At 62.2% G+C, this 23,358-nt stretch carries 19 protein-coding genes; 8 read left to right on the top strand and 11 right to left on the bottom strand.

The features are described from left to right. Window positions 1-75: 75 nt before the first annotated feature. Complete coding sequence (mutM, locus tag ACW9I6_RS18295) at window positions 76-888, bottom strand: bifunctional DNA-formamidopyrimidine glycosylase/DNA-(apurinic or apyrimidinic site) lyase (RefSeq protein WP_008438968.1); 813 nt, start codon at window positions 886-888, stop codon at window positions 76-78. Between the two features lie 21 nt (window positions 889-909). Beyond that, window positions 910-1,722: an HDOD domain-containing protein gene (locus ACW9I6_RS18290; RefSeq protein ID WP_177054937.1), complete on the bottom strand. Its 813-nt coding sequence runs from the start codon at window positions 1,720-1,722 to the stop codon at window positions 910-912. A 209-nt stretch (window positions 1,723-1,931) separates the two neighbouring features. Here ACW9I6_RS18290 and ACW9I6_RS18285 point away from each other — a divergent pair, with 209 nt between their 5' ends. From ACW9I6_RS18285 to ilvD, 4 genes are all read left to right on the top strand, one after another. Beyond that, entirely contained in the window at window positions 1,932-3,128 is a 1,197-nt protein-coding gene (locus ACW9I6_RS18285) for a class I SAM-dependent rRNA methyltransferase (RefSeq protein WP_003213799.1), read from the top strand. Window positions 3,129-3,360: 232 nt separating this feature from the next. Beyond that, on the top strand, window positions 3,361-4,557 hold the full coding sequence (locus tag ACW9I6_RS18280; protein ID WP_134327475.1) for an MFS transporter: 1,197 nt from the start codon (window positions 3,361-3,363) through the stop codon (window positions 4,555-4,557). A 212-nt stretch (window positions 4,558-4,769) separates the two neighbouring features. After that, window positions 4,770-5,228, top strand: coding sequence for an REP-associated tyrosine transposase (locus tag ACW9I6_RS18275; protein ID WP_177054916.1), 459 nt, complete (start codon window positions 4,770-4,772; stop codon window positions 5,226-5,228). 330 nt (window positions 5,229-5,558) lie between these two features. Further along, window positions 5,559-7,400, top strand: a complete 1,842-nt coding sequence (gene ilvD, locus ACW9I6_RS18270) for a dihydroxy-acid dehydratase (protein ID WP_003213802.1) — start codon at window positions 5,559-5,561, stop codon at window positions 7,398-7,400. Window positions 7,401-7,593: 193 nt separating this feature from the next. On the opposite strand, the gene ACW9I6_RS18265 is transcribed toward ilvD, so the two are convergent. Next, window positions 7,594-8,652 (bottom strand): haloacid dehalogenase-like hydrolase, encoded by a 1,059-nt coding sequence (locus tag ACW9I6_RS18265; protein WP_457339630.1) that lies wholly within the window; start codon window positions 8,650-8,652, stop codon window positions 7,594-7,596. Between the two features lie 241 nt (window positions 8,653-8,893). On the opposite strand from ACW9I6_RS18265, the gene ACW9I6_RS18260 reads away from it, so the two are divergent. Further along, window positions 8,894-10,285 (top strand): L-cystine transporter, encoded by a 1,392-nt coding sequence (locus ACW9I6_RS18260; protein ID WP_457339629.1) that lies wholly within the window; start codon window positions 8,894-8,896, stop codon window positions 10,283-10,285. Window positions 10,286-10,379: 94 nt separating this feature from the next. Here ACW9I6_RS18260 and ACW9I6_RS18255 read toward each other — a convergent pair whose 3' ends face one another. Further along, complete coding sequence (locus tag ACW9I6_RS18255; protein WP_003213805.1) at window positions 10,380-10,892, bottom strand: dihydrofolate reductase; 513 nt, start codon at window positions 10,890-10,892, stop codon at window positions 10,380-10,382. Window positions 10,893-10,982: 90 nt separating this feature from the next. On the opposite strand from ACW9I6_RS18255, the gene ACW9I6_RS18250 reads away from it, so the two are divergent. Both ACW9I6_RS18250 and ACW9I6_RS18245 read left to right on the top strand, forming a co-directional pair. Then, window positions 10,983-12,362, top strand: a complete 1,380-nt coding sequence (locus ACW9I6_RS18250) for a DUF2868 domain-containing protein (RefSeq protein ID WP_457339628.1) — start codon at window positions 10,983-10,985, stop codon at window positions 12,360-12,362. Then, entirely contained in the window at window positions 12,355-13,728 is a 1,374-nt protein-coding gene (locus tag ACW9I6_RS18245) for a DUF3482 domain-containing protein (protein ID WP_457339627.1), read from the top strand. Before ACW9I6_RS18250 ends, ACW9I6_RS18245 begins: the two co-directional genes overlap by 8 nt. On the opposite strand, the gene ACW9I6_RS18240 is transcribed toward ACW9I6_RS18245, so the two are convergent. The 7 genes from ACW9I6_RS18240 to ACW9I6_RS18210 form a co-directional block, all read right to left on the bottom strand. Continuing rightward, on the bottom strand, window positions 13,725-14,279 hold the full coding sequence (locus ACW9I6_RS18240; RefSeq protein ID WP_102604113.1) for a phosphonate degradation HD-domain oxygenase: 555 nt from the start codon (window positions 14,277-14,279) through the stop codon (window positions 13,725-13,727). The two genes, ACW9I6_RS18245 and ACW9I6_RS18240, sit on opposite strands and share 4 nt — an antisense overlap. Further along, window positions 14,279-15,403, bottom strand: coding sequence for a TIGR03364 family FAD-dependent oxidoreductase (locus ACW9I6_RS18235; RefSeq protein WP_178912568.1), 1,125 nt, complete (start codon window positions 15,401-15,403; stop codon window positions 14,279-14,281). The genes ACW9I6_RS18240 and ACW9I6_RS18235 overlap by 1 nt, the downstream gene beginning before the upstream one ends. Window positions 15,404-15,528: 125 nt before the next feature. Next, window positions 15,529-16,545, bottom strand: coding sequence for a putative 2-aminoethylphosphonate ABC transporter substrate-binding protein (locus tag ACW9I6_RS18230; protein WP_177022343.1), 1,017 nt, complete (start codon window positions 16,543-16,545; stop codon window positions 15,529-15,531). Between the two features lie 23 nt (window positions 16,546-16,568). After that, window positions 16,569-18,293, bottom strand: a complete 1,725-nt coding sequence (locus tag ACW9I6_RS18225; RefSeq protein ID WP_457339626.1) for a putative 2-aminoethylphosphonate ABC transporter permease subunit — start codon at window positions 18,291-18,293, stop codon at window positions 16,569-16,571. Between the two features lies 1 nt (window position 18,294). After that, on the bottom strand, window positions 18,295-19,359 hold the full coding sequence (locus ACW9I6_RS18220; RefSeq protein ID WP_023659299.1) for a putative 2-aminoethylphosphonate ABC transporter ATP-binding protein: 1,065 nt from the start codon (window positions 19,357-19,359) through the stop codon (window positions 18,295-18,297). Between the two features lie 241 nt (window positions 19,360-19,600). After that, complete coding sequence (locus ACW9I6_RS18215; RefSeq protein WP_102604108.1) at window positions 19,601-20,464, bottom strand: LysR family transcriptional regulator; 864 nt, start codon at window positions 20,462-20,464, stop codon at window positions 19,601-19,603. A gap of 16 nt (window positions 20,465-20,480) precedes the next feature. Further along, complete coding sequence (locus ACW9I6_RS18210; RefSeq protein WP_003213817.1) at window positions 20,481-22,751, bottom strand: heavy metal translocating P-type ATPase; 2,271 nt, start codon at window positions 22,749-22,751, stop codon at window positions 20,481-20,483. 85 nt (window positions 22,752-22,836) lie between these two features. Between ACW9I6_RS18210 and cadR the strand changes: the two genes are divergently transcribed. Beyond that, window positions 22,837-23,286 carry a Cd(II)/Pb(II)-responsive transcriptional regulator gene (cadR, locus tag ACW9I6_RS18205; protein ID WP_017476559.1) on the top strand — a complete coding sequence of 150 codons (450 nt, stop codon included), beginning with the start codon at window positions 22,837-22,839 and terminating at the stop codon, window positions 23,284-23,286. The last annotated feature ends 72 nt before the right edge of the window (window positions 23,287-23,358 follow it).

Here is a 23,358-nt window from a genome sequence, read left to right as displayed (position 1 = left end):
GTTCCACCTTTGGAATGCAGTCGAATGTGGGAGCGGGCTTGCTCGCGAAGAGGCCATCAGCAGCACCACAAATCGTCAGCTCTGACACTTCGGGCAAAACACACTCGCCCGCTGCCCCAGCATCACGTTGCGCAACTCAGTCCCACAGACCTTGCACGCCTCGCCACCACGGCCATAGACGAACAATTCCTGCTGGAAATACCCCGGCTGCCCGTCGCCGCCGATAAAGTCCCGCAACGTGGTGCCGCCGCGCTCGATGGCCGCCGCCAGGATGCGTTTGATCTCAATCGCCAGCTTCAGGTAACGCCCACGGGAAATGCCCTTGGCTTCCCGACGCGGATCAATCCCAGCGGCAAACAGCGCTTCCGTCGCATAGATATTGCCTACGCCCACCACCACTGCGTTATCCATGATGAACGGCTTCACCGCCATCGAGCGTCCACGGGACAGCTGGAATAGCCGCTCGCCGTCGAACAGGTCGGTCAACGGCTCCGGCCCCAGGCGGATCAGCAGCTCGTGGTTCAGCGGGTCGAGGCTCCAGAGCATCGCGCCAAAGCGTCGCGGGTCGGTGTAGCGCAGGGCCAGGCCCGACTCAAGTTCTATATCCACATGCTCATGCTTGGCCGCCGGGCTGCCGGCTTCCACCAGGCGCAAATTGCCCGACATGCCCAAGTGGCTGATCAGCGTGCCGACCTCGGCATTGATCAACAAATACTTGGCCCGCCGCTCCACCAGCACGATGCGTTGCCCGGACAGCCGCACATCCAGGTCTTCCGGGATCGGCCAGCGCAGGCGCCGCTCACGCACCACCACACGGCTGACCCGCTGGCCTTCCAAGTGCGGCGCAATTCCGCGCCGGGTGGTTTCGACTTCCGGTAACTCGGGCATGTGTACCTCTTGGAAAAAGGGTTAGTGCGCGCCCAGCTCGCGGATCGACAACTTCAAGCTCTCGAAGTCGTAGTCCGACAGGCCGATATGGTCCAGCACCAGCGGGCCGATGGCGTTCCACTCATGGTCATCCACCTGGTTGCCCAGCACGCGGTACGACGCACAAATGTGCTCGGCCATCTTCAGGATCGCCAGCAGGTTTTTCAGCTGCGGCTTGTGGTTGGACTCGTCGCTGAAAATCGCCAGGGCATTGTGGTGATTGGCGATGGCATCGGTCACATGTTCCGGCAGGCGCCAGGATTTGGCGGTGTAGTAACCCACCACGGCATGGTTGGTGTTGAACGCCTGGTTCTCGGTGTCGACCACACGGCAATCCGGGCCGGCGTTGGCATAGGCCTCTTCCAGCACACTCATGTAGTTCGGGAAACGCTTGAGCATCAACGGCACGCCACAATCGTGGAACAGCCCCAATGCGTAGGCTTCATCGACCGCCTGGCTGCCGGTGCGCTTGGCCAGGGCCAGGCAGGTCATGGCCACGTCCTGGGCGGTGTCCCAGAAACGGTTGAGGGTGACGATCGTGTCGTCGCTCATCTCGCCCTTGATCGACTGCGCGTTGATCAGGTTGACGATGGAGCGGCTGCCCAGCAGGTTCACCGCGCGCTGTATCGAGACGATCTTGTTGCTCAGACCGTAATACGGCGAATTGACGATCTTCAGCAGCGAGCCGGAGAGGCCCGGGTCCTGGGCGATCAACCGGGCGATCACTTCCAGGTCCGGATCGGGCATGTACTGCTCCATCTGCAAATCCACCATGATTTGCGGTTGAGGCGGCACACTGATGCCTTGCAGGCTCTGTTGGATCTGTTCGGCGGATAGCTCTTGGGACATAGGGGGCACACTCTGGACTAGGCGGCGATTCTAACCTTTATGGCAACCAGGCTGACACCTCAAAAACCCGAACTGAACCGCTTCCACATGTCCGGCGGCGCCGCCAAGTACTGCACAACACGGTATACTCCCGCTCTTTTTTCCGGAGCGACGCCATGTCCCTGCCAAGCCTGCGTCTCAAAGCCAACGCCGATCGTCGTTTGCGCAACGGCCACCTGTGGGTCTACAGCAACGAAATCGATGTGGCCGCCACACCTCTTCACGGCTTCCAGGCAGGCGACCAGGCGATCCTGGAAGCAGCCGGCGGCAAGACCCTCGGCATCGTGGCCATGAGCCCGAACAACCTGATCTGCGCCCGCCTGCTGTCCCGCGACATCAAGTTGCCGCTGGACAAGTCGCTGCTGGTGCACCGCATCAACGTCGCCCTGTCCCTGCGTGACCGCCTGTTCGACAAGCCGTTCTACCGCCTGGTGTACGGCGATTCCGACTTGTTGCCAGGCCTGGTGGTCGACCGTTTCGGCGACATCCTGGTGGTGCAGATCGCTTCGGCGACCATGGAAGCCCACAAGGAAGACGTGATTGCCGCACTGACCCAAGTGCTCAAGCCAAGCGGCATCCTGTTCAAGAACGACTCCGCTGCGCGTGATGCCGAAGGCCTCAACCGCTACGTCGAAACCGTGTTCGGCCTGGTGCCGGAGTGGGTGGCACTGGAAGAAAACGGCGTGAAGTTCGAAGCGCCGGTGATCCAGGGCCAGAAGACCGGCTGGTTCTACGACCACCGCATGAACCGCGCTCGCCTGGCTCCGTATGCCAAAGGCAAACGCGTACTCGACCTGTACAGCTACATCGGCGGCTGGGGCGTGCAAGCGGCCGCCTTCGGTGCCAGTGAAGTGTTCTGCGTCGACGCCTCCGCCTTCGCCCTCGACGGCGTGGAGCGCAACGCGGCACTGAACGGCGTTGCCGAGAAAATGACCTGCATCGAAGGCGACGTGTTCGAAGCCCTCAAAGAGCTGAAAGCCAGCGAAGAGCGTTTCGACGTGATCGTGGCCGACCCGCCTGCCTTCATCAAGCGCAAGAAAGACATGAAAAACGGCGAAGGCGCCTACCGCCGCCTGAACGAGCAAGCCATGCGCCTGCTCAGCAAGGACGGCATCCTGGTCAGCGCTTCGTGCTCGATGCACTTGCCGGAAGACGACCTGCAAAACATCCTGCTGACCAGCGCCCGTCACCTGGATCGCAATATCCAGATGCTGGAACGCGGCGGCCAGGGCCCGGACCACCCGGTGCACCCGGCGATTGCCGAGACCCGGTATATCAAGAGCATTACTTGCCGGTTGTTGCCGAATAGCTAACGCCCAATTGGAACCGGATCAACTGTAGGAGCGAGCTTGCTCGCGAAAGACGAATAGACAACACGGGCTACCTGATAGCGCTGCGTTATCGTTGACGTTCTTCGCGAGCAAGCTCGCTCCTACAGCGGCAACACACACCATCATGGGCTTGGCCTCCCACAACACTTTTGATTGAATTCCCCGTTTCGCAGACTAGTATCGGTTTCTGGTTTTACTCCGGAAAATAAAAACAATGTCTGAGTCCTCTTATTCGCCACCCCATGGCGACTTAAAACGCCAACAACGCTCGCGCTTCATCCTCATCACCTGCATCTCGCTGATCAGCTTCTTCCCGATCAATATCCTGCTGCCCTCCTTTCCAGCCCTGGCCGCGAAGTTCGATACCTCAACTGCTGAGGTCGCCTTATCCATCAGCCTGTTCACTCTGGTTTTTGCGATTTCCCAACTGATCGCCGGCCCGCTTTCAGATAAATTCGGGCGCAAGGAAGTGCTGCTGGGGTGCATCGTGGTTTCCACCCTAGGCTCGATCGGCTGCGCACTGGCGGCGAATTACCCGAGTTTCCTGCTGTTTCGCGCCGTCCAGGCCATCGGCTGTGGCTTTTTTGTGCTCGGCCATGCGCTGGTTGAAGACCTTTTCGAAGAGCAGGATCGCGCCCGCATCCGCATCTACTACATGACCCTGAGCGGATCGTTCGTTGCGCTGTCGCCGCTGCTCGGCTCCTGGCTGCAAACCACATTTGATTGGCAGGGCAGCTTTTATGGATTTGCGGTGATGGCGCTAGGCATGTTTATCCATGCCTGGCTGATATTGCCGTCCAAGGCGGCCAGCCCTGAAAGAGCCCCTGTTTCGATCATCGCCACGCTGAAATCCATCGCAAGCAACCGGGACTTCATCCGTTACTGGTGGATCGCCGCGTTGGTATTCGCGTGTTACTTCGCCTTGATCAGCGTGACACCGCTGATTTTCATGGATGAGTTGAAGCTGTCCGAATACCAGTACGCGGTAGTGCTGATGGTGTATGGCGTTGCCTACCTGCTGGGCGGCGTTGCAGCAACTGCACTGCAGAAACATATCTCCCTCACGCGACAAATCAACCTCGGGCTGGGCCTGCTGGGGATCGCAGGCGTATTGCTGACGCTGGTGATCAGCTATGAGGCCATGACCACCATCACCCTGCTGATCCCGATGCTGATCAGCGCCCTGGCCGTGACCCTGGTTCGCCCCGCCGCGATTTCCGCGGCCATGTTGCTGTTCTCCAGCAGCGCCGGCACCGCCGCGTCGGCCGGCAACAGCATCATGTTCATCACCGCCGCCGTCAGCAGCGCCGCGCTCGCCCAAGCCGGAGACAACTTGCTGATGACCATCGCCATCAGCTTCATCGTGCTCAGCGTTTGGGGCGTAGTGACGAACATCAGAGTCGGACGCTAACGCTCTCCCACTCCCACTGTAGGAGCGAGCTTGCTCGCGAAAAACATATAGGCGACACGGGCCACCTGATAGCGCTGCGTTATCGTTGACGTTCTTCGCGAGCAAGCTCGCTCCTACAGAAGGCATGACATATTCAGAACCAGTGTTTAAACGCCAATAGACACTGTTGCCTCCTACCGTCTCTCTTCTACCCACACGAAGAGGACGAAGGAATGTCCACCCAGCAAAACGCCCATCGGCTGCGTAAAGGCCGCTATTCGGAATCCGGCCGCATTTACCTGCTCACCGCCGTCACCCATCAACGACAGCTGGCCTTCCAGGACTGGCGCATTGGTCGCCTGCTTGTTCGCGAATTCAGAAAGGCTCAGGACGACGGCGAGGCGACCTCACTGGCCTGGGTCGTGATGCCGGACCATTTCCATTGGCTGGTGGAATTGCACAACGGCGATTTGCCGAGACTGATGCGGATTACCAAGTCGCGAAGTGCCCACGCCATTAACAAAGCGAGGAGTTGCCACGGGACACTTTGGCAAAAGGGCTACTTTGATCGGGCGCTACGCCGGGAAGATGACCTGAAAGCAACAGCTCGATACATCGTCGCCAATCCATTAAGAGCAGGGCTGGTTGAGCGTATCGGCGACTATCCGCTCTGGGACGCCATGTGGCTGTGAAATACGCAACCCTGTAGGAGCGAGCTTGCTCGCGAAAAACCAACAGACGACACGGACCACCTGATAGCGCTGCGTTACCGTTGACGTTTTTCGCGAGCAAGCTCGCTCCTACAGGTAGACGGCCATTCCCTCCGGCCGCCAGCGGTGTAGAATCGGACCTATTCATCGCCAGTCATCCCCCGGCGGGTTTATGAGCTCGAGGCCCAAGCAAGCGGCGATCCCGCGACGCGAGTGGCAACTTCCGGACACACGGCCATTTATCGGGTGTTCCAGTCGTCAATTAGAAGCTCACTCCCCTTTAGTACTTGATTAGCCGCCCGGAGTGCTCCAATGCCTGATTACCGCTCGAAAACATCCACCCACGGCCGCAACATGGCCGGCGCCCGCGCACTGTGGCGCGCCACGGGGATGAAAGATGACGACTTCAAGAAGCCGATCATCGCGATTGCCAACTCGTTCACCCAGTTCGTACCCGGCCACGTCCACCTCAAGGACCTGGGCCAACTGGTCGCCCGCGAGATCGAACGCGCCGGCGGTGTAGCGAAAGAATTCAACACCATCGCCGTGGATGACGGCATCGCCATGGGCCATGACGGCATGCTGTATTCCCTGCCGAGCCGCGAGATCATCGCCGACTCCGTGGAATACATGGTCAACGCCCACTGCGCCGACGCCATCGTGTGCATCTCCAACTGCGACAAGATCACCCCCGGCATGCTGATGGCCGCCCTGCGCCTGAACATCCCGGTGATCTTCGTCTCCGGCGGCCCGATGGAAGCCGGCAAGACCAAGCTCGCCTCCCACGGCCTCGACCTGGTGGACGCCATGGTCATCGCCGCCGATTCCAGCGCTTCTGACGAGAAGGTCGCGGAATACGAGCGCAGCGCCTGCCCTACCTGCGGTTCGTGCTCCGGCATGTTCACCGCCAACTCGATGAACTGCCTGGTGGAAGCCTTAGGGCTCGCCTTGCCGGGCAACGGCTCGACACTGGCCACCCACAGCGACCGCGAGCAACTGTTCCTGCAGGCCGGCCGCACCATCGTCGAGCTGTGCAAGCGCTACTACACCGAGAACGATGAGTCGGTGTTGCCGCGCAACATCGCCAACTTCAAGGCGTTCGAAAACGCCATGACCCTGGACATCGCCATGGGCGGTTCCACCAACACCATCCTGCACTTGCTGGCCGCCGCGCAAGAAGCCGAGATCGACTTCGACCTGCGGGACATCGACCGCCTGTCGCGCCACGTGCCGCAACTGTGCAAAGTCGCGCCGAACATCCAGAAGTACCACATGGAAGACGTGCACCGCGCCGGCGGGATCTTCTCGATCCTCGGCTCCCTGGCCCGTGGCGGCCTGTTGCACACCGACCTGCCGACCGTGCACAGCAAATCCATCGCCGAAGGCATCGCCAAGTGGGACATCACCCAGACCACTGACGAAGCCGTGCATCACTTCTTCAAGGCCGGCCCGGCCGGCATCCCGACGCAGACCGCGTTCAGCCAGTCGACCCGTTGGGAAACCCTCGACGACGACCGTGAAAACGGCTGCATCCGCAGTGTCGAGCATGCCTATTCGAAAGAGGGCGGCCTGGCCGTGCTGTACGGCAACATCGCGCTGGATGGCTGCGTGGTGAAAACTGCCGGTGTCGACGAGTCGATCCACGTGTTCGAAGGCCGCGCCAAGATCTACGAAAGCCAGGACAGCTCGGTACGCGGCATCCTCGCTGACGAAGTGAAGGAAGGCGACATCGTCATCATCCGTTACGAAGGCCCGAAAGGCGGCCCGGGCATGCAAGAGATGCTGTACCCGACGTCGTACCTGAAATCCAAGGGCCTGGGCAAAGCCTGCGCCTTGCTGACCGACGGCCGTTTTTCCGGCGGGACCTCGGGCCTGTCCATCGGCCACGCTTCGCCGGAAGCTGCTGCGGGCGGCGCCATCGGCCTGGTGCAGGATGGCGACAAGGTGCTGATCGACATTCCGAACCGCTCGATCAACCTGTTGATCAGCGATGAAGAACTGGCGGCACGCCGGGTCGAGCAGGACAAGAAAGGCTGGAAGCCGGTGGAGAAGCGTCCGCGCAAAGTCACCACCGCCTTGAAGGCTTACGCCCTGCTGGCCACCAGTGCCGACAAGGGTGCTGTGCGTAACAAGGCGATGCTTGACGGTCTGTAAACCTCGCCCATAAAAATGCCCCGCCAGGTGCGGGGCATTTTTTTGCCTGGAGATAATCCCTCAAACAAAGGTGATCAACTGTGGGAGCGGGCTTGCTCGCGAATTGCGGTGTGCCAGTTACTGAATAAGCTGGCTGATCCACCGCCTTCGCGAGCAAGCCCGCTCCCACATTTTCGACCGAGTCCAGCCGTAATTACTGAATCTCGTCCGGCTTGACGATCACCCAGTTTTTATCCGCCGTCACCGGCAACCCTTCCTTGGCCTGGGCCGCAGCGTGCTTGGCCATCATGCCGTTGAGCTGGGTCATGTATTTGTCTTTACGGTTGATCCACAGGTGGATGCCGCCCTTGGCCACGTCCACGTCATGGAACAGCATGTAGCCGTCACTGGTCGGCGTGTCGCCACCGACGATCACCGGTTTTTTCCACTCGTCGATATAGGTCAGGATCGCTGCGTGCTTGCCGGCCATCCAGGTGGCCGGGGTCCACAGGTACGGGGTCAGCTCCAGGCCGAGGTTGGCCTTCTCGTCATACTTGCCGGCGGCAATCTGCTTGCGGGCGGTGGTCAGCTCGCCGGTCTTGCGGTCCTTGAGCAAGGTGCTCACGCCGATGACGTTCTCGGGTTTGACGTTGTAGCCGTACTTCGGATCGGCCGCGACCATGCGCACCAGTTCCTCGGACGCGGCGGTCATCACGTAGACCTCGATGCCGTTTTCCATCAGCTTGTTGAACAGCTCAGCCTGGCCGGTGAAGACCTTCGGCGGCTGCACTTCCATGTTCTTGACCACGTCACCGTCGTAATAGGTGACCGGCACCGGCTTGCCCGACGCCATCATCTCGTCGACGTAGCCCTTGAGTTCCTTGAGGGTGAAGCCGGAGAAAATCTGCGCGACCCACGGGTAGCAGACCATGTCGTCGACTTCGCAGAGGCGGTAGTAGTAGCTGAAGAGGCTTTCCTTGTGGTCGGCGGTGTCTTTGAACGGGATCAGCTTCAGGGAAGGGTCCATGGTGTTGCGGGTAATCAGGCCCTTGTTTTCCAGGTACGGCAGCAACGACTCTTCAAGGTCGTAGCGGTAACTGGTGTTGTCCATGTCGAACACCGCGAAGTTGCCCTTGTTGGCATTGGCAGCAATCATCGTGTCCAGTTGCTTGGCGGCAGCCGCCGGCCAGTGTTTCAACTCGGTGGCGGCAAAGGCCTGGCTCGCGAGGCCCAGGCACAGCGCGGCGGCAAACAGTTTCGGCGCTAGCTTCATGTGCGTTTTCTCCCTGAGTGAAAGACATCGACGCTAACAAATCTGTATGACAGTTATCGCCCGAGCGCGACCGCTTTCGTCGTGATCGCGCCAATGCCATACGCCTGCGCGTCACCCGCTTATTCCAAAAACGACAGTCACCATGCGATAACGTTATTAAATCAATATATTTCAAGCTGTTAGGCTTGCCGGTTCGCAATCGCAGGCTCCTGCGATTGGCTGCCTTCTCAACGGAGCTTCAATGAATCTGCCCCTGATTCTCAACTTACTGGTGTTCGTGGCCTTGCTGCTGGGCCTGGCACAAACCCGCCGAACCAACTGGAGCCTCGCCAAGAAGGTGTTGTTTGCGTTGGTACTCGGCGTGATCTTCGGTGTGGTGCTGCACGCGATCTACGGTGCCGGCAACCCGGTGCTCAAGGCCTCGATCAGCTGGTTCGACCTGGTCGGCAACGGTTACGTGCAGTTGCTGCAAATGATCGTGATCCCGCTGGTGTTCGCCTCGATCCTCAGCGCCGTGGCCCGTCTGCATAACGCCTCGTCCCTGGGCAAGATCAGCTTCCTGACCATCGGCACGCTGCTGTTCACCACGGCAATCGCGGCGCTGATCGGTATCGGCCTGACCAACCTGTTCGGCCTCACCGCCGAAGGCCTGGTGGCCGGCACCCAGGAAATGGCGCGCCTGCAAGTGATCCAGAGTGATTACGCGGGCAAGGTTGCCGACCTGAATATCCCGCAGCTGCTGCTGTCGTTCATCCCGCAGAACCCGTTCGCCGACCTGGCCCGGGCCAAGCCGACGTCGATCATCAGTGTGGTGATCTTCGCTGCATTCCTTGGGGTTGCCGCGCTGCAACTGCTCAAGGATGACGTGGAAAAAGGCCAGAAAGTCCTCAACGCCATCGACACCCTGCAAGCCTGGGTGATGCGCCTGGTGCGCCTGGTGATGAAGCTGACCCCCTACGGCGTATTGGCGCTGATGACCAAAGTGGTCGCCAGCTCCAACCTGCAAGACATCATCAAGCTCGGCAGTTTTGTGGTGGTGTCGTACCTGGCCCTGAGCCTGATGTTTGTGGTGCATGGCCTGCTGCTGTCGCTGGCCGGGATCAACCCGCTGCGGTTCTTCCGCAAGGTCTGGCCGGTACTGACGTTTGCCTTCACCAGCCGCTCCAGCGCCGCCAGCATCCCGCTGAGCATTGAAGCGCAGACCCGTCGCTTGGGGATTCCGCAGTCCATCGCCGGTTTTGCCGCCTCGTTTGGCGCAACGATTGGCCAGAACGGTTGTGCCGGCCTTTATCCGGCGATGCTGGCGGTGATGGTTGCGCCGACCGTGGGTATCAACCCGCTGGACCCGCTGTGGATCGCGACCCTGGTGGCGATTGTGACCTTGAGTTCGGCCGGTGTGGCGGGCGTGGGCGGCGGTGCGACGTTTGCCGCGCTGATCGTGCTGCCGGCGATGGGCTTGCCGGTGTCACTGGTGGCGCTGCTGATTTCGGTTGAGCCGCTGATCGACATGGGCCGTACCGCGTTGAACGTGAACGGTTCGATGACGGCCGGGGCGATTACCAGCCAGATCATGCAGCAGACGGATAAAGAACTGCTCAATGCCGATGAGCATGCGGAATTGGCGCAGGCCTGACAGACCGCTATCGCAGGCAAGCCAGCTCCCACATTGAACCGGTTTTTTCAGTAATACTCGGTCAACTGTGGGAGCTGGCTTGCCTGCGATGCTCTTAGGCTTTTTCCCAGACTTCGAAGTTGTACGCCGGCTTGTCACCCTCAGCCGGATTCTCGACATTCGACACCAGCTTCCACTGGTTCAAATCAAACTCGGGAAACCACGCATCCCCGTCCGGGCTCAACGCCACCCGCGTCAAATACAAGCGGTCCGCCTGCTCCAGCCCCTGGGCATACAACTGCGCGCCGCCGATCAGCATCAGCTCATCCACGCCCTGCGCCTTGGCCCATTCCTCAGCCCGCTCCACGGCCGCGTCCAGTGACGGAAAAACTTCCGCACCTTCCAGCGCCAAGTCGGTCTGACGGCTGACCACAATGTTCAACCGGCCCGGCAACGGTCGCCCCAGGGAATCCCAGGTCTTGCGCCCCATGATGATCGGCTTGCCCAGGGTGGTGGCCTTGAAATATTTGAAATCCCCCGGCAAATGCCAGGGCATGCTGTTGTCGACGCCGATCACACGGTTTTCACCGAGGGCTGCGATCAGGCTTAAAGGGAGAGTTTTTTTCATGGCGACGAGAATACCAGAGCCGCGCGCGGCATACCCCAACCGGCGTTCCAGCGGTTATGCTCCAGACTCACTGGCTCAACAGGACGGCGCGTGACAGCTCTGACCCCCCTGCAAACACTCTGGCTGACCGAGACCGTGCGCCTGCGCGAGGAACACGCGGGCGCCCTGGAAGACCAGGAAGCCAATCGCCTGGCCCGCAGCGCCGGCGGCGATTTGCCCACGCGCATTCAAAACCGCGCGCTGTGGCTGGCCGAACGCGATGGCCTGACCGCCGCCCTGACCCGCTGGCTGCAAGGCGCGCGCCTGGCGCTGATCCTGCTGGCGGTAGTCGCCATTATCAGCGGCGCCGGCCTGGCGTTTGCCGCGCTGGGCAACGGGTTGGCGCCGGTCAATGTGTTCTGGGCCCTGGGCAGTCTGCTGGGATTGAATCTGATCCTGTTGTTGAGCTGGGCCCTGGGCCTGCTGTTTGCCGGCGAACACGGCGCCAGTCTTGGCCGCCTGTGGTTATGGCTCAGCGAAAAACTCGCCCGCGACGCCAAGGCCGCGCAACTGGCGCCCGCCCTGCTGCTGTTGCTGCAACGGCGCAAGCTCAATCGCTGGGCCGTCGGTGTGCTGGTCAACAGCCTGTGGCTGCTGGCCCTGCTCAGCGCCCTGGTGATCCTGCTGACGCTGTTGGCCACCCGGCGCTACGGCTTTGTGTGGGAAACCACTATCCTGCGGGCCGACACCTTTGTCGCCGTGACCCAAACCCTCGGCGCCCTGCCCGCCTTGCTCGGCTTCAATGTGCCCACTGTCGAGATGATCCGCGCCAGCGGCGATGCCGCCCTGAATATCGAAAGCGCCCGCCAGGCCTGGGCCGCCTGGCTGGTGGGCGTGCTGCTGGTGTACGGCATCCTGCCGCGGCTGATCCTTGCGTTGCTGTGCCTGTGGCGTTGGAAACGTGGGCGCGCCGCCTTGAGCCTCGACCTTAACCTGCCCGGCTACAGCCAACTGCGTGAACGGCTGATGCCCAGCAGCGAACGGCTTGGGGTCAACGATGCGGCGCCCGAACAGTTGCACCACGTAACCGGCGGCGTCAGTGAACTGGAAAGCGACGGCGCCCTGCTGGTGGCCATCGAGCTGGACGACCAGCGCCCATGGCCGCCGAAGCTCCCGGCCAGCGTCAAGGACGCCGGCATCCTCGACAGCCGTGAATCCCGCAACAAGCTGCTGGAGCAACTCACCCGCTTCCCGCCCGCGCGCCTGGCCATCGCCTGCGACCCACGCCGCTCGCCGGATCGCGGCAGCCTTGCGCTGATTGCCGAACTGGCCCGCAGCGCCACCGCCACTCGGGTCTGGCTGCTGCAAGCGCCCGCCGGCCAAGCCCTGGATGCTGAGCGCCTGGGTGATTGGCACACGGCCTTGCAACAACTGGAGATACCGTTCGCCGATTGCGCGCCGCTCACCTGGCTGGAGACCGGTCATGACTAAGCCCCTGAAACTTGCGGTGGTCGGCCACACCAACGTCGGCAAGACCTCGTTGCTGCGCACGCTCACGCGAGACGTCGGCTTTGGTGAAGTCTCCCATCGTCCCAGCACCACCCGGCATGTCGAAGGTGCGCGCTTGTCGGTGGACGGCGAAGCCTTGCTGGAGCTGTACGACACGCCGGGCCTGGAAGATGCCATCGCCCTGCTCGATTACCTCGAACGCCTGGACCGCCCCGGCGAACGCCTCGACGGCCCGGCACGGCTGGCGCGTTTTCTGGAAGGCAGCGAGGCCCGGCAACGCTTCGAACAGGAAGCCAAGGTGCTGCGCCAACTGCTCGCCTCCGACGCCGGGCTGTATGTGATAGACGCCCGGGAGCCGGTGCTGGCCAAGTACCGCGATGAGCTGCAAGTGCTGGCCAGCTGTGGCAAGCCGTTGCTGCCGGTGCTCAATTTTGTCAGCAGCGCCGACCACCGCGAGCCGGACTGGCGCGAAGCCCTCGCCCGCCTCGGCCTGCACGCGCTGGTGCGTTTCGACAGCGTCGCGCCGCCGGAAGACGGCGAGCGCCGGCTCTATGAAAGCCTCGCCCTGCTGCTGGAAAACTCCCGTGGGCAACTGGAACGGCTGATCCTTGATCAGGAAGCCCAGCGCCAGGCCCGCCAGCAAAGTGCGGCGCGGCTGATCGCCGAACTGCTGATCGACTGCGCCGCCTGCCGCCGCAGCGTGGTCAGCGAAGCCGAGGTAGAACAGCAAGCCATCAGCGAACTGCGCAAAGCCGTGCGCCAGCGCGAACAGCGTTGCGTGGAAGCCTTGCTCAAGCTGTTCGGCTTCCGCCCGCAGGACGCCGCCGCCAGCGATTTACCGCTGCTGGACGGGCGCTGGGGCGATGACCTGTTCAACCCCGAGACCCTCAAGCAACTGGGCGTGCGGGTCGGTGGCGGTATCGCAGCCGGCGCGGCGGCCGGTGCAGGTGTGGATCTACTCGCAGGCGGCCTGACCCTCGGCGCCGCCGCCCTCGCCGGAGCCATCGCGGGAGGCGCGCTGCAAACTGCCCGCAGTTATGGCAGCCGCCTGCTGGGCAAGATCAAGGGCCAGCGCGAGCTGACCGTCGACGACAGCGTGCTGCGCCTGTTGGCCCTGCGCCAGCGGCAACTGCTCAAGGCCCTGAACCTGCGGGGCCATGCGGCGATCCACAGCATCAAGGTCGACACGCCACAGGACAAGACCTGGCGCGAAGGCAAATTGCCCGAAGCCCTGAACAAGGCCCGGGCTCATCCGCAATGGTCGTCCCTCAACCCGCACCCCAAATTGAGCCAGGCCGAACGCCAGGAACAGGTCGAAGCCCTGGCCCAGCGCCTGGACGAGACCTAAGCCGCCAACAACTGCCGGGCCTTGGATTTCAACACTTCAAGGTCCAGCACCGGCACGTGCATTTCCTTGGCTTGTTCATCCCAGTGACGCATGCGCAGGCTGACGGCACACAACGGGTCCTGCTCAAACGCCCGGGCTTCCTCGGCGGTCATCACGCCGCCCTGGTAACCCAGGGTGCGGCGGCTGGCCTCGCTCAACCGCGCATAGTAGTCCGGCTGGCTGAAGGTCAGGTAACGCTTGGCCTGCACGTGGTATTCCACCAGTTTTGCCAGGCGCTCGCTGAAGCCCGCCCGGCGCAGATAATCGGCCCCCAGCCGTTCATGGCTGACCACGCCATAACCGCCCATGTTCTCGCCACCTTGGCCGCAGATATGCCCGATATCGTGGAAGAACGCCGCCAGCACCACTTCATCATCGAAGCCTTCAGCCATGGCCAACTGCGCGGCCTGGGACATGTGTTCGATCTGCGAGACCGGCTCGCCAATGTAATCGGCGGTGCCGTGTTGTTCGTACAGGCCGAAGACCTCGGCGATTGCCTGCTCTGCTTTCATCACGCACTCCCCCACAGCTCAGTGATATTGCGCTCGGCCATCGCCGGCCCGACGCTCATGCCCACGCCGGTGTGCATCAACGCCGCGCTCACCCCCGGCGCCGCCCGCGTGAACGAGAACGGCCCCGGCCCACGGGAACCATAGACGCCCTGCCAGCGCTCCACGACCTGGATCTTGCAGCCCAGGGTATGTTCGGCCAGTTCGATCATCCAGTTGTCCACCTGTTCGGCGTTGAACGGTGAAGGATCGCTGCCGTAATGGTGAGAATCCCCGATGATCAGTTCGCCATAGGGTGTCGGGCTGATCAGCAGGTGAATACCGTTTTCATGCAGGTGCGGTACATCCCGCAGAATTTCGGCCTGTACCGGCGCGGCTTCCGGCAAGTCGGCGAAGGCGCCGTAGTGCACGCAGCTGAGGCCGGTCAGCAGCGCGTGTTGCAGGTTCAACTCCACCACTGGCCGGGCGCGCAGCATTTGCAGGCGGCAGATTTGCGGGTTGAGTTCGGCAATCTGCTCGGCCAGCAGCGTCTGGTAGTCGTGACCGGAGCAGACAATGATCTGCTCGCCGCGAAAGGAGCCGGCAGTGGTGTGCACCTGGCCGGGTTCGATGTCGCGCACCAGGGTGGAGAAATGAAACTCCACGCTCAGTTCGCGGCTGAGGTAGTTGATCAGCGCCGGGATAGCCTCGCGCGAATACAGTTGTTGATCATCCAGGCCGTGAAGCGCAGCGCGGTGATGGGCGAACTGGCCACCGTACAGCTCGTGCAGGGCGGCGCCTTGCAGCAACTTGACGCGATAACCGTGTTCTTGCGCGCGACCGGCGCAGAAGGCTTCAAGCAAGTGCTCTTCGGCTTCGGTGCGGGCGAACAAATAAGAGCCGTTGCGCTTGAGCTGGATGCCGGCGAGTTGCGCCCACTGGCCCCAGATCTCGCGGCTTTCCCGCGCCAGGTCGAGCATCGGCCCGGGCGGCTGGCCGGTGACCAGTGCCTGGCCGAAGTTGCGCACGGAAGCACCCAGCGGTGTGCCGCTGCGCTCGAAGACCTTGACCTTGAGGCCGCGTTTGGCAGCGGCATAGGCATGGGACAGGCCGAGGATGCCGGCGCCGATGATCAGCAGTTGTGTCATGAAGACCTCTCGTTCCCACGCTCCGCGTGGGAATGCATCCTGTGACGCTCCGCGTCACGACTACAAAAGCGGACGCAGAGCGTCCAGAGCCGCGTTCCCACGCAGAGCGTGGGAACGATCGGTAGTTATTGTTTTTCCGACTTGCCGTCATAGCGCTTGCGCCATTCGGTCAGGATGCTGTCGCGGTTTTTCGACGCCCAGGCAAAGTCATTCTTGATCAACCGCTGCTCGTAGTCCGCCGGCAACTCGGTCTGCGGCTTGGCGATGCCCGGCTGGGCCAGTACCGCGAAGTTTTCCTTGTACAGCTCCATCGCCGCGGGGCTGGCGGAGAAGTCGGCGAGTTTCTGTGCCGCGTCTGCGTGGGCAGTGCCTTTGATCACGGCAGTGGCTTCGATATCCCAGCCCAGGCCTTCTTTCGGCAGGATGATATCCAGCGGTGCGCCCTGGCGCTTCAGCTGAACGGCCGGGTATTCGAAGGAAATGCCGATCGGGAATTCACCCGAGGCCGCCAGCTTGCAGGGTTTGGAACCGGAGTGAACGTACTGGCCGATGTTCTGGTGCAGGTCGTCCATGTACTGCCAGCCCTGCTTCTCGCCGAAGGTCTGCAACCAGGCACTCACATCCAGGAAACCGGTGCCGGACGAGGCCGGGTTGGGCATCACGATCTTGCCCTTGTACTCAGGCTTGGTCAGGTCCTGCCAGCTCACCGGCTTGCTCAGGCCCTGCTTTTCGGCTTCGACGGTGTTGAAGCAAATGGTCGCAGCCCACACGTCCATGCCGACCCAGGCAGGCGGGTTGGCGGCGTCGCGGTAGTTCGCACCGATCTTGCTCAAATCTGCCGGTGCGTAGTTTTGCAGCATGCCCTGCTGGTCGAGGATCGCCAGGCTGGAAGCCGCCAGGCCCCAGACCACGTCAGCCTGCGGGCGGGCTTTTTCGGCCAGCAGCTTGGCGGTGATGATGCCAGTGGAATCGCGCACCCATTTGATATCGATGTCCGGGTTAGCCTTTTCGAAGGCTTGTTTGTAGGTCTTCAATTGCTCGGCTTCGAGGGCCGTGTACACGGTCAACTCGGTCTTGGCGGCAAAGGCATTCAGGCTGAACGCAGTGAGCACAGCAGCGGCTAACGCCAGGGGCTTGAACATGGTGCAGTTCCTTTATGGGTGAATTATTGGCCGGGCGCGGTTTGGCGCCAGGCCTGGGAGCGGCGCAACAAGCCGCGTGAGGCCCACGCCAGCAGCAAGGACACGCCCGCCGAGGTGAACAGGATCAGGGTCGACATGGCCGCCGCACCGCCGACGTTGCCGGCGTCGTCCATGTTCAGCACGGCGACGGCGGCGAGAATGGTGTCGGGGCTGTAGAGGAAGATCGCGGCGGAGACGGTGGTCATCGCCGAGACGAACAGGTAGCGCACGATGTCCAGCAGCGCCGGCAGGCAGATCGGCACGGTGACCCGCAGGTAATGGCGGTACAGCGGCGCCTTCAGCGACAGCGCGGCGGCTTCGAATTCCGCGTCCAGTTGGCGCAGGGCCGTGGTGGCGGTCATTTGGGCGGTGGTCAAATAGTGAGCAATGGTGCACACCACCAGCAACGTCATGGTGCCGTAGAGCACATGCAGCGGGTTGCCGTTGAGGTTGAAAAAGAACACGTAGCCCAGGCCCAGCACCAACCCCGGCACCGCCATCGGCACGAAGCTGAGCATGCGCAGCGCCAGGTTCAGGCCCTTCTGGCCCCTGGTCTTTTCCATCAGGTAGGCGCCGGTGAAGATCAGCACGCTGCCGATCAACGCGGTGCACAGGGCCATGGTGATGCTGTTGCGGTAGGCCAGCCAGCCGCCGCCGGCCGTGTCTTCGAACTGGTAGTGGGCCAGGGACAGCGACAGGTTGTAGGGCCAGAATTTCACCAAGGATGAGTAGACCGCCATGCCGAACACCAGCAGCAGGATCGCGCAGATCAGCAGGACGATGACCAGGTAGCAGCCGTCCCGCAGCTTCGACGGTGCCGGCTGGAACACCTGGGCGCGGCCGCTCATGGAGTCGCCGTGACGACGGCGTAGCCAGGCGTCGACACCGAAGCTGAACAGTGCCGGCAGCAGCAGGACCATGCCGATTAAGGCACCGCGGCCGAATTGCTGCTGGCCGACCACGGCTTTGTAGGCTTCCAGCGCCAACACTTGGTAGTCGCCGCCCACTACAACAGGCACACCGAAGTCGGTGATGGTCAGGGTGAACACCAGGCAAAACGCGGCAAACACGGCCTGGCGCGTCGCCGGCCAGGTGATGCTGCGAAACGCCCGGGCGGGACTCGCGCCCATGCTCGATGCGGCATCGAACAAACGTGCATCCGCCAGGGAAAGCGCCGACAACAGGATCATCAAGGCATGGGGAAAGGTGTAGATCACTTCGCCGAGGACGATGCCCCAGAAGCCATAGATGTTGTCCGACAGCAGCCCGCGCAACATGCCCTGGTTGCCGAACAGGTAGACCAGCGCAATCCCGGGCAACATCGACGGCGCCATCAACGGCAGCAGCGACATGCCGCGCCAGATCGCCTTGCCGGGAATCAGCGTGCGTTGCAGCGCGTAGGCAAACAGGTAAGCCAGCGGTACGACGATGACCGCCACGCTGCCGGAAACCTTCAGGCTGTTACCCAGCAACCAGTGGAAGTTATCGCTGGTGACCAACTCCCGCGCCGCCACCAGGCCACCGCCCTGCCCGGCTTCACTGCTGAAGCCGCGCCAGAAGATCGCCAGCAGCGGCATCAGCACCGCGACGCCCAGCAGGCAGAGCCAGAGCAGCTTGCCGCCGATAACAAAAATACGGTCGCCGAGTTCGGCACGGGAAACCTGACGAGCCACGTTATCGGGTATCGGCAGAGTCATATCGCGGGCCATCTCAGGCAAACACCTGCAGGCTGCGCGGGGGCAGCGCGACCCAGATGTCCTGGGCGCCAAGACGCGGCATGGCTTCCGGGGCCAGTTCGGCCAGCAGCGGATGGCCGGGCAGTTGGTCCAGCTCGAAGCTCATGCGGCAGCGGTTGCCGAGGAAAGTGATCTCGCGGACCTTGGCCGGGAACAGGTTTTCTTCATGCACCGGCGGGTTGACGCTGATGGCTTCCGGGCGGCAGAACAGACGGCCCGATTTCGCGACGCCTGCGTTGTCCGCCAGGCGCATATTCATGCCGCCAACCTGAGCGTGGCTGGCGCTGTTGCGACTGAACGGCAGCCAGTTGCCCTGGCCGACGAACTCGGCCACGAACGGTGTGGCCGGGCGGTCGTAGATTTCCTGGGGCGTGGCGTACTGCTCGACCTTGCCGTTGTTCATCACAGCGATGCGGTCGGCCATCAGCATGGCCTCGTCCTGGTTGTGGGTGACCATCAGGGTGGTGATGCCCAAGCGGCGCTGCAATTGGCGCAGCTCGGTGCACAGATGCTCGCGCACCCGGGCGTCGAGGGCCGACATGGGTTCGTCCAGCAGCAGCAAGGACGGCGCCGGCGCTAGGGCGCGAGCCAGTGCCACACGCTGTTGTTGGCCGCCGGAAAGTTGGCCGGGGTATTTCTTTTCGCTGCCCACCAAACCCACCAGTTCGAGCATCTGCCCGACACGCTTGCGCACTTCATCGCGGCCACTGCCGGTGAGGCCGTAGCCGATGTTCGCTTCGACGGTGAGATTGGGAAACAGCGCGTAGGACTGGAACAGAATGCCGTAGTCCCGAGCCTGGGGTGCCAGTAGGGAAACATCGCGGTCGCCGAGGTACAACTCGCCGCTGTCCTGGCGCTCCAGGCCGGCGATGCAGCGTAGCAAGGTGGTCTTGCCGCAGCCCGACGGGCCCAGCAGGCACACCAGTTCGCCAGCGGCGACGTCCAGGGACACGTTATCCAGCGCGGTGAAGGCGCCGAAGCGTTTCTGTACACCGCGCACCTTCATTGGCGCGCCGGGATTAGTCATGGCTGTGTTCATGGAGGCACCTCATCAAACTGATGAAGGTCATCCTAGGCAGGCAATGCGTCCCTCTTGTGGCAGAAAGGCAAAACGTGGCGATAGTGGTATTGGTGGATTTGGGTAGGGCTGGAAAGGGACGGTGACAGGGCTACCGCTTTCGCGAGCAAGCCCGCTCCCACATTGGATCGCATTCCAAACGTCAAACTCGGTCGAAGGTGGGAGCGGGCTTGCTCGCGAATGGCAAAGCCAGCGTAACACTTTAGATCGGAGACATTTCCTGCGCCAACCCCAGGAACGCCGCCGGCAACCGGGCGCCCTTTCGCTCTTTGAGGCAGTACAAATACTCGGGAATCTGCGGCGCATTTTCGATGGTCAGCACCCGCAATTGCGGGTCGTGGGGCACTTCCTGGCGGGCAATGATGCTGATGCCGATATTGCGCAACACCGCCTCACGGATCGATTCCCGGCTGCCGATCTCCAGCAACGGCCCGTAACTCACGCCGGCGCCCTGCAACATCTCTTCGGTCAATCGACGGGTGGTCGACCCCGGCTCGCGCATCAGCAAGGTATGCCCGGCCAGCGCGGTCAGCGGTACATGTTCAAGTACCGCCAGCGGATGATTGCGATGCACCGCCAGCACCAGCGGGTCCATGCCCAGTACCCGCCGGATCAGGCGCGGGTCTTCAAGCAATTGGGACGAGGCGGCGACGTCGACGCGGTAGTCATCCAGCGCTTCCAGCACCTGCTGGGAGTTGCCGATCTCCACCGAAACCTCGACCTGCGGCAGCCGCTCGCGGAAGGTCTTGACCAGGTCGAGGATGTAATAAGGTGCCGTCGCGGCAATCCTCAAGGCCCCTTGTACCTGGCCACTGTTGCGCAGGAAAAACTCGATGTCCGCTTCCTGCTGCAACAGCGCCTTGACCATCGGCAACAGCCGCGCGCCTTCGTCGCTGACGGTCAGGCGGCGCCCGCCACGGTAGAACAATTCCACCGAGTACTGGCTTTCCAGGTGACGAATCTGGGTGGTCACCGTGGGCTGGCTGAGCCCGAGCTTTTTCGCCGCCTGGGTAATGCTGCCCAGGCGGGCGACCATGTAAAACGCCTTCAGCTCGGCACTCAGCACACCACCCTCTCATCGACTATTTGCGCAGCAGGCGCAGACCATTGAATACCACCAGCAGGCTCACGCCCATGTCGGCGAACACCGCCATCCACATGGTGGCCATTCCAAGGAAGGTCACCGCGAGGAAGATCGCCTTGATCACCAGGGCCAGGGCGATGTTCTGCTTGAGGATACTCGACGTTTGCCGCGACAGCCGAATGAATGCCGGAATCTTGCGCAGGTCGTCGTCCATCAGGGCCACGTCGGCGGTCTCGATGGCGGTGTCGGTACCGGCGGCGGCCATGGCAAACCCGATCTCGGAACGGGCCAGCGCCGGGGCGTCGTTGATGCCGTCGCCGACCATGCCGACCCGGTGGCCCTTGGCGTAGAGCGCTTCGATGGCTTGCAGTTTGTCGGTGGGCAACAAGTCGCCCTGGGCCTGGTCGATACCCACCTGATCGGCGATCGCCTTGGCCGTGTGGGTGTTGTCGCCGGTCAGCATCAGGGTCTTGATGCCCAGGTCATGCAACTGCTGGATGGCTTCGCGGCTGGTGTCCTTCACGGTGTCGGCCACGGCGAACAGCGCCAGCGGGCCGGACTTGTCCAGCAGCAGGACCACGGACTTGCCTTGTTTTTCCAGGGCGAAGAGCTTCTTCTCCAGGGCCGGCGAGCACAGGTTCAGCTCTTCCACCAGACGGTGGTTGCCCAGGTAGTAGACCTCGCCATTGATTTCACCCTTCACACCGCGACCGGTCAGGGCCTCGAAGTTATCCACCGTGTGAACGGCGAGATTCTTATCCACAGCCGCGTTGGCGATGGCCAGGGACACCGGGTGATCGGAGCGCCCGGCCAGGCTCGCGGCCAGAGCCGGTGCGCTGTCTTCCATGTTCGGGAACAGCGCCAGGTAATCGGTTTGCACCGGCTTGCCGTGGGTGATGGTGCCGGTCTTGTCGAGGGCCAGGTAGTCGAGTTTGTAGCCACCCTCCAGGTACACACCGCCCTTGATCAGGATGCCTTTGCGCGCCGCGGCCGCCAGGCCGCTGACGATGGTCACCGGGGTGGAAATCACCAGTGCACATGGGCACGCGACCACCAGCAATACCAGTGCGCGGTAGACCCATTCAAACCACACACCGCCCATGAACAGCGGCGGGATCAACGCCACACCCAGGGCAAAGATGAACACCGCCGGGGTGTAGACCTTGGCGAAGGTGTCGACAAAACGCTGGGTTGGCGCGCGGGCGCCCTGGGCCTGTTCCACGGCGTGGATGATCCGCGCCAGGGTGGAGTTGTTGGCGGCTGCAGTGACTTTGTATTCCAGGGAGCCGGCCTGGTTGATGGTGCCGGCGAAGACTTTGTCGCCCACGGTCTTTTCGATCGGCAGGCTTTCACCGGTAATCGGCGCCTGGTCGATGGTGGACTGGCCGGAGGTGACTTCACCGTCCAGGCCAATGCGCTCGCCGGGACGAACCCGCACGATGGCGCCCAGTTCGATGACTTTAACCTCCTGTTCAACCCAACTGCCATCTGCCTGACGGACCGTGGCCTGTTCCGGCGTCATCTGCATCAAGCCGCTGATGGCATTACGTGCGCGGTCCAGGGACTTGGCCTCGATCAACTCGGCCACGGTGAACAGGAACATCACCATCGCCGCTTCCGGCCACTGGCCGATCAGGATCGCGCCGGTGACGGCGATGCTCATCAGGGCGTTGATGTTCAGGTTGAGGTTTTTCAGGGCGATCCAGCCCTTTTTGTAGGTGGTGAGGCCGCCGCTGAAGATCGAGATCAGCGCGACCAGGGCAATCACCCATGTCGGGGCTGCGTTGGTGAAGTGCAGCACTTCAGCACCCAGAGCGCCCACGCCGGACACGGCCAGCGGCCACCAGTGCTTCTTCGCCGGCGGCTCAGCCGGGGCGACGCCTTCTTCGATGGGGTCCGCCTGCATGCCCAGGGACTTGATGGCGTCGATGATCGGCGCGGTCGTCGGCAGGTCGTGAGTGACGCCGAGAATGCGGTTGATCAGGTTGAATTCCAGCTGCTGCACACCCGCAAGCTTGCCCAGTTTGTTCTGGATCAGCGTCTGCTCGGTGGGGCAGTCCATGGCTTCGATGCGGAAGGTGCTCAGCCGCGAGCCCGCTGTCGGGGCTTCGGTCAGCTTCACCAGCGCCGGCGCGGCCTTGCTGGAACAGCAGGAATCGCCATGGCTGCCATGGTCGTGCTTCTGCACAGGTTTGAGCTTGGGGCCGTGATCGTGCGCGTGGTCATGATCATGGTCGTGCTTGTGCGGGGTGTGGATGGAATCGCTCATTCTGTCGCGTCCGTAAAGGTGCCTGTTGCCAAGTAAAGACCCTGTAGCCACTATAGGGTCAAGCATCCTTTAGGAGATTGCTGCGATGAAGATCGGCGAATTGGCAAAATTGACGGATTGCCAGGTGGAAACCATCCGTTATTACGAGAAAGAAGGCCTGCTGCCGCCGCCTGCGCGCAGTGACGGTAATTACCGGCTGTACACCCAGGCGCACACCGAACGACTGGTGTTTATCCGCAACTGCCGCAGCCTGGACATGACCCTTGAGGAAATTCGCAGCCTGCTGGGCCTGCGTGACAGTCCTCAGGACCAGTGCGAAAGCGTGAATGCGTTGATCGACGAGCATATCCACCACGTCAAGGCGCGGATCGACGGGCTGCTGGCGTTGCAGGAACAGTTGCTCGACCTGCGCCAGCGCTGTGGCGGCGGGCCGGATCTGGATCAGTGCGGGATTTTGCAGCGGCTGGAAGTCAGCGGGAGTGTCGCGGCCAGCGAGGCTGAGCCATCACATGTGGGCAGAAGCCACGGGCATTGAATGTGTACACAAAAAAATGTGGGAGCGGGCTTGCTCGCGAAAGCGGAGTGTCAGTCACTGAATGTGTTTCTG

It is taken from the genome of Pseudomonas sp. SDO5522_S412 (assembly GCF_054071215.1).
This window is presented reverse-complemented; position numbering and strand designations above follow the sequence as displayed.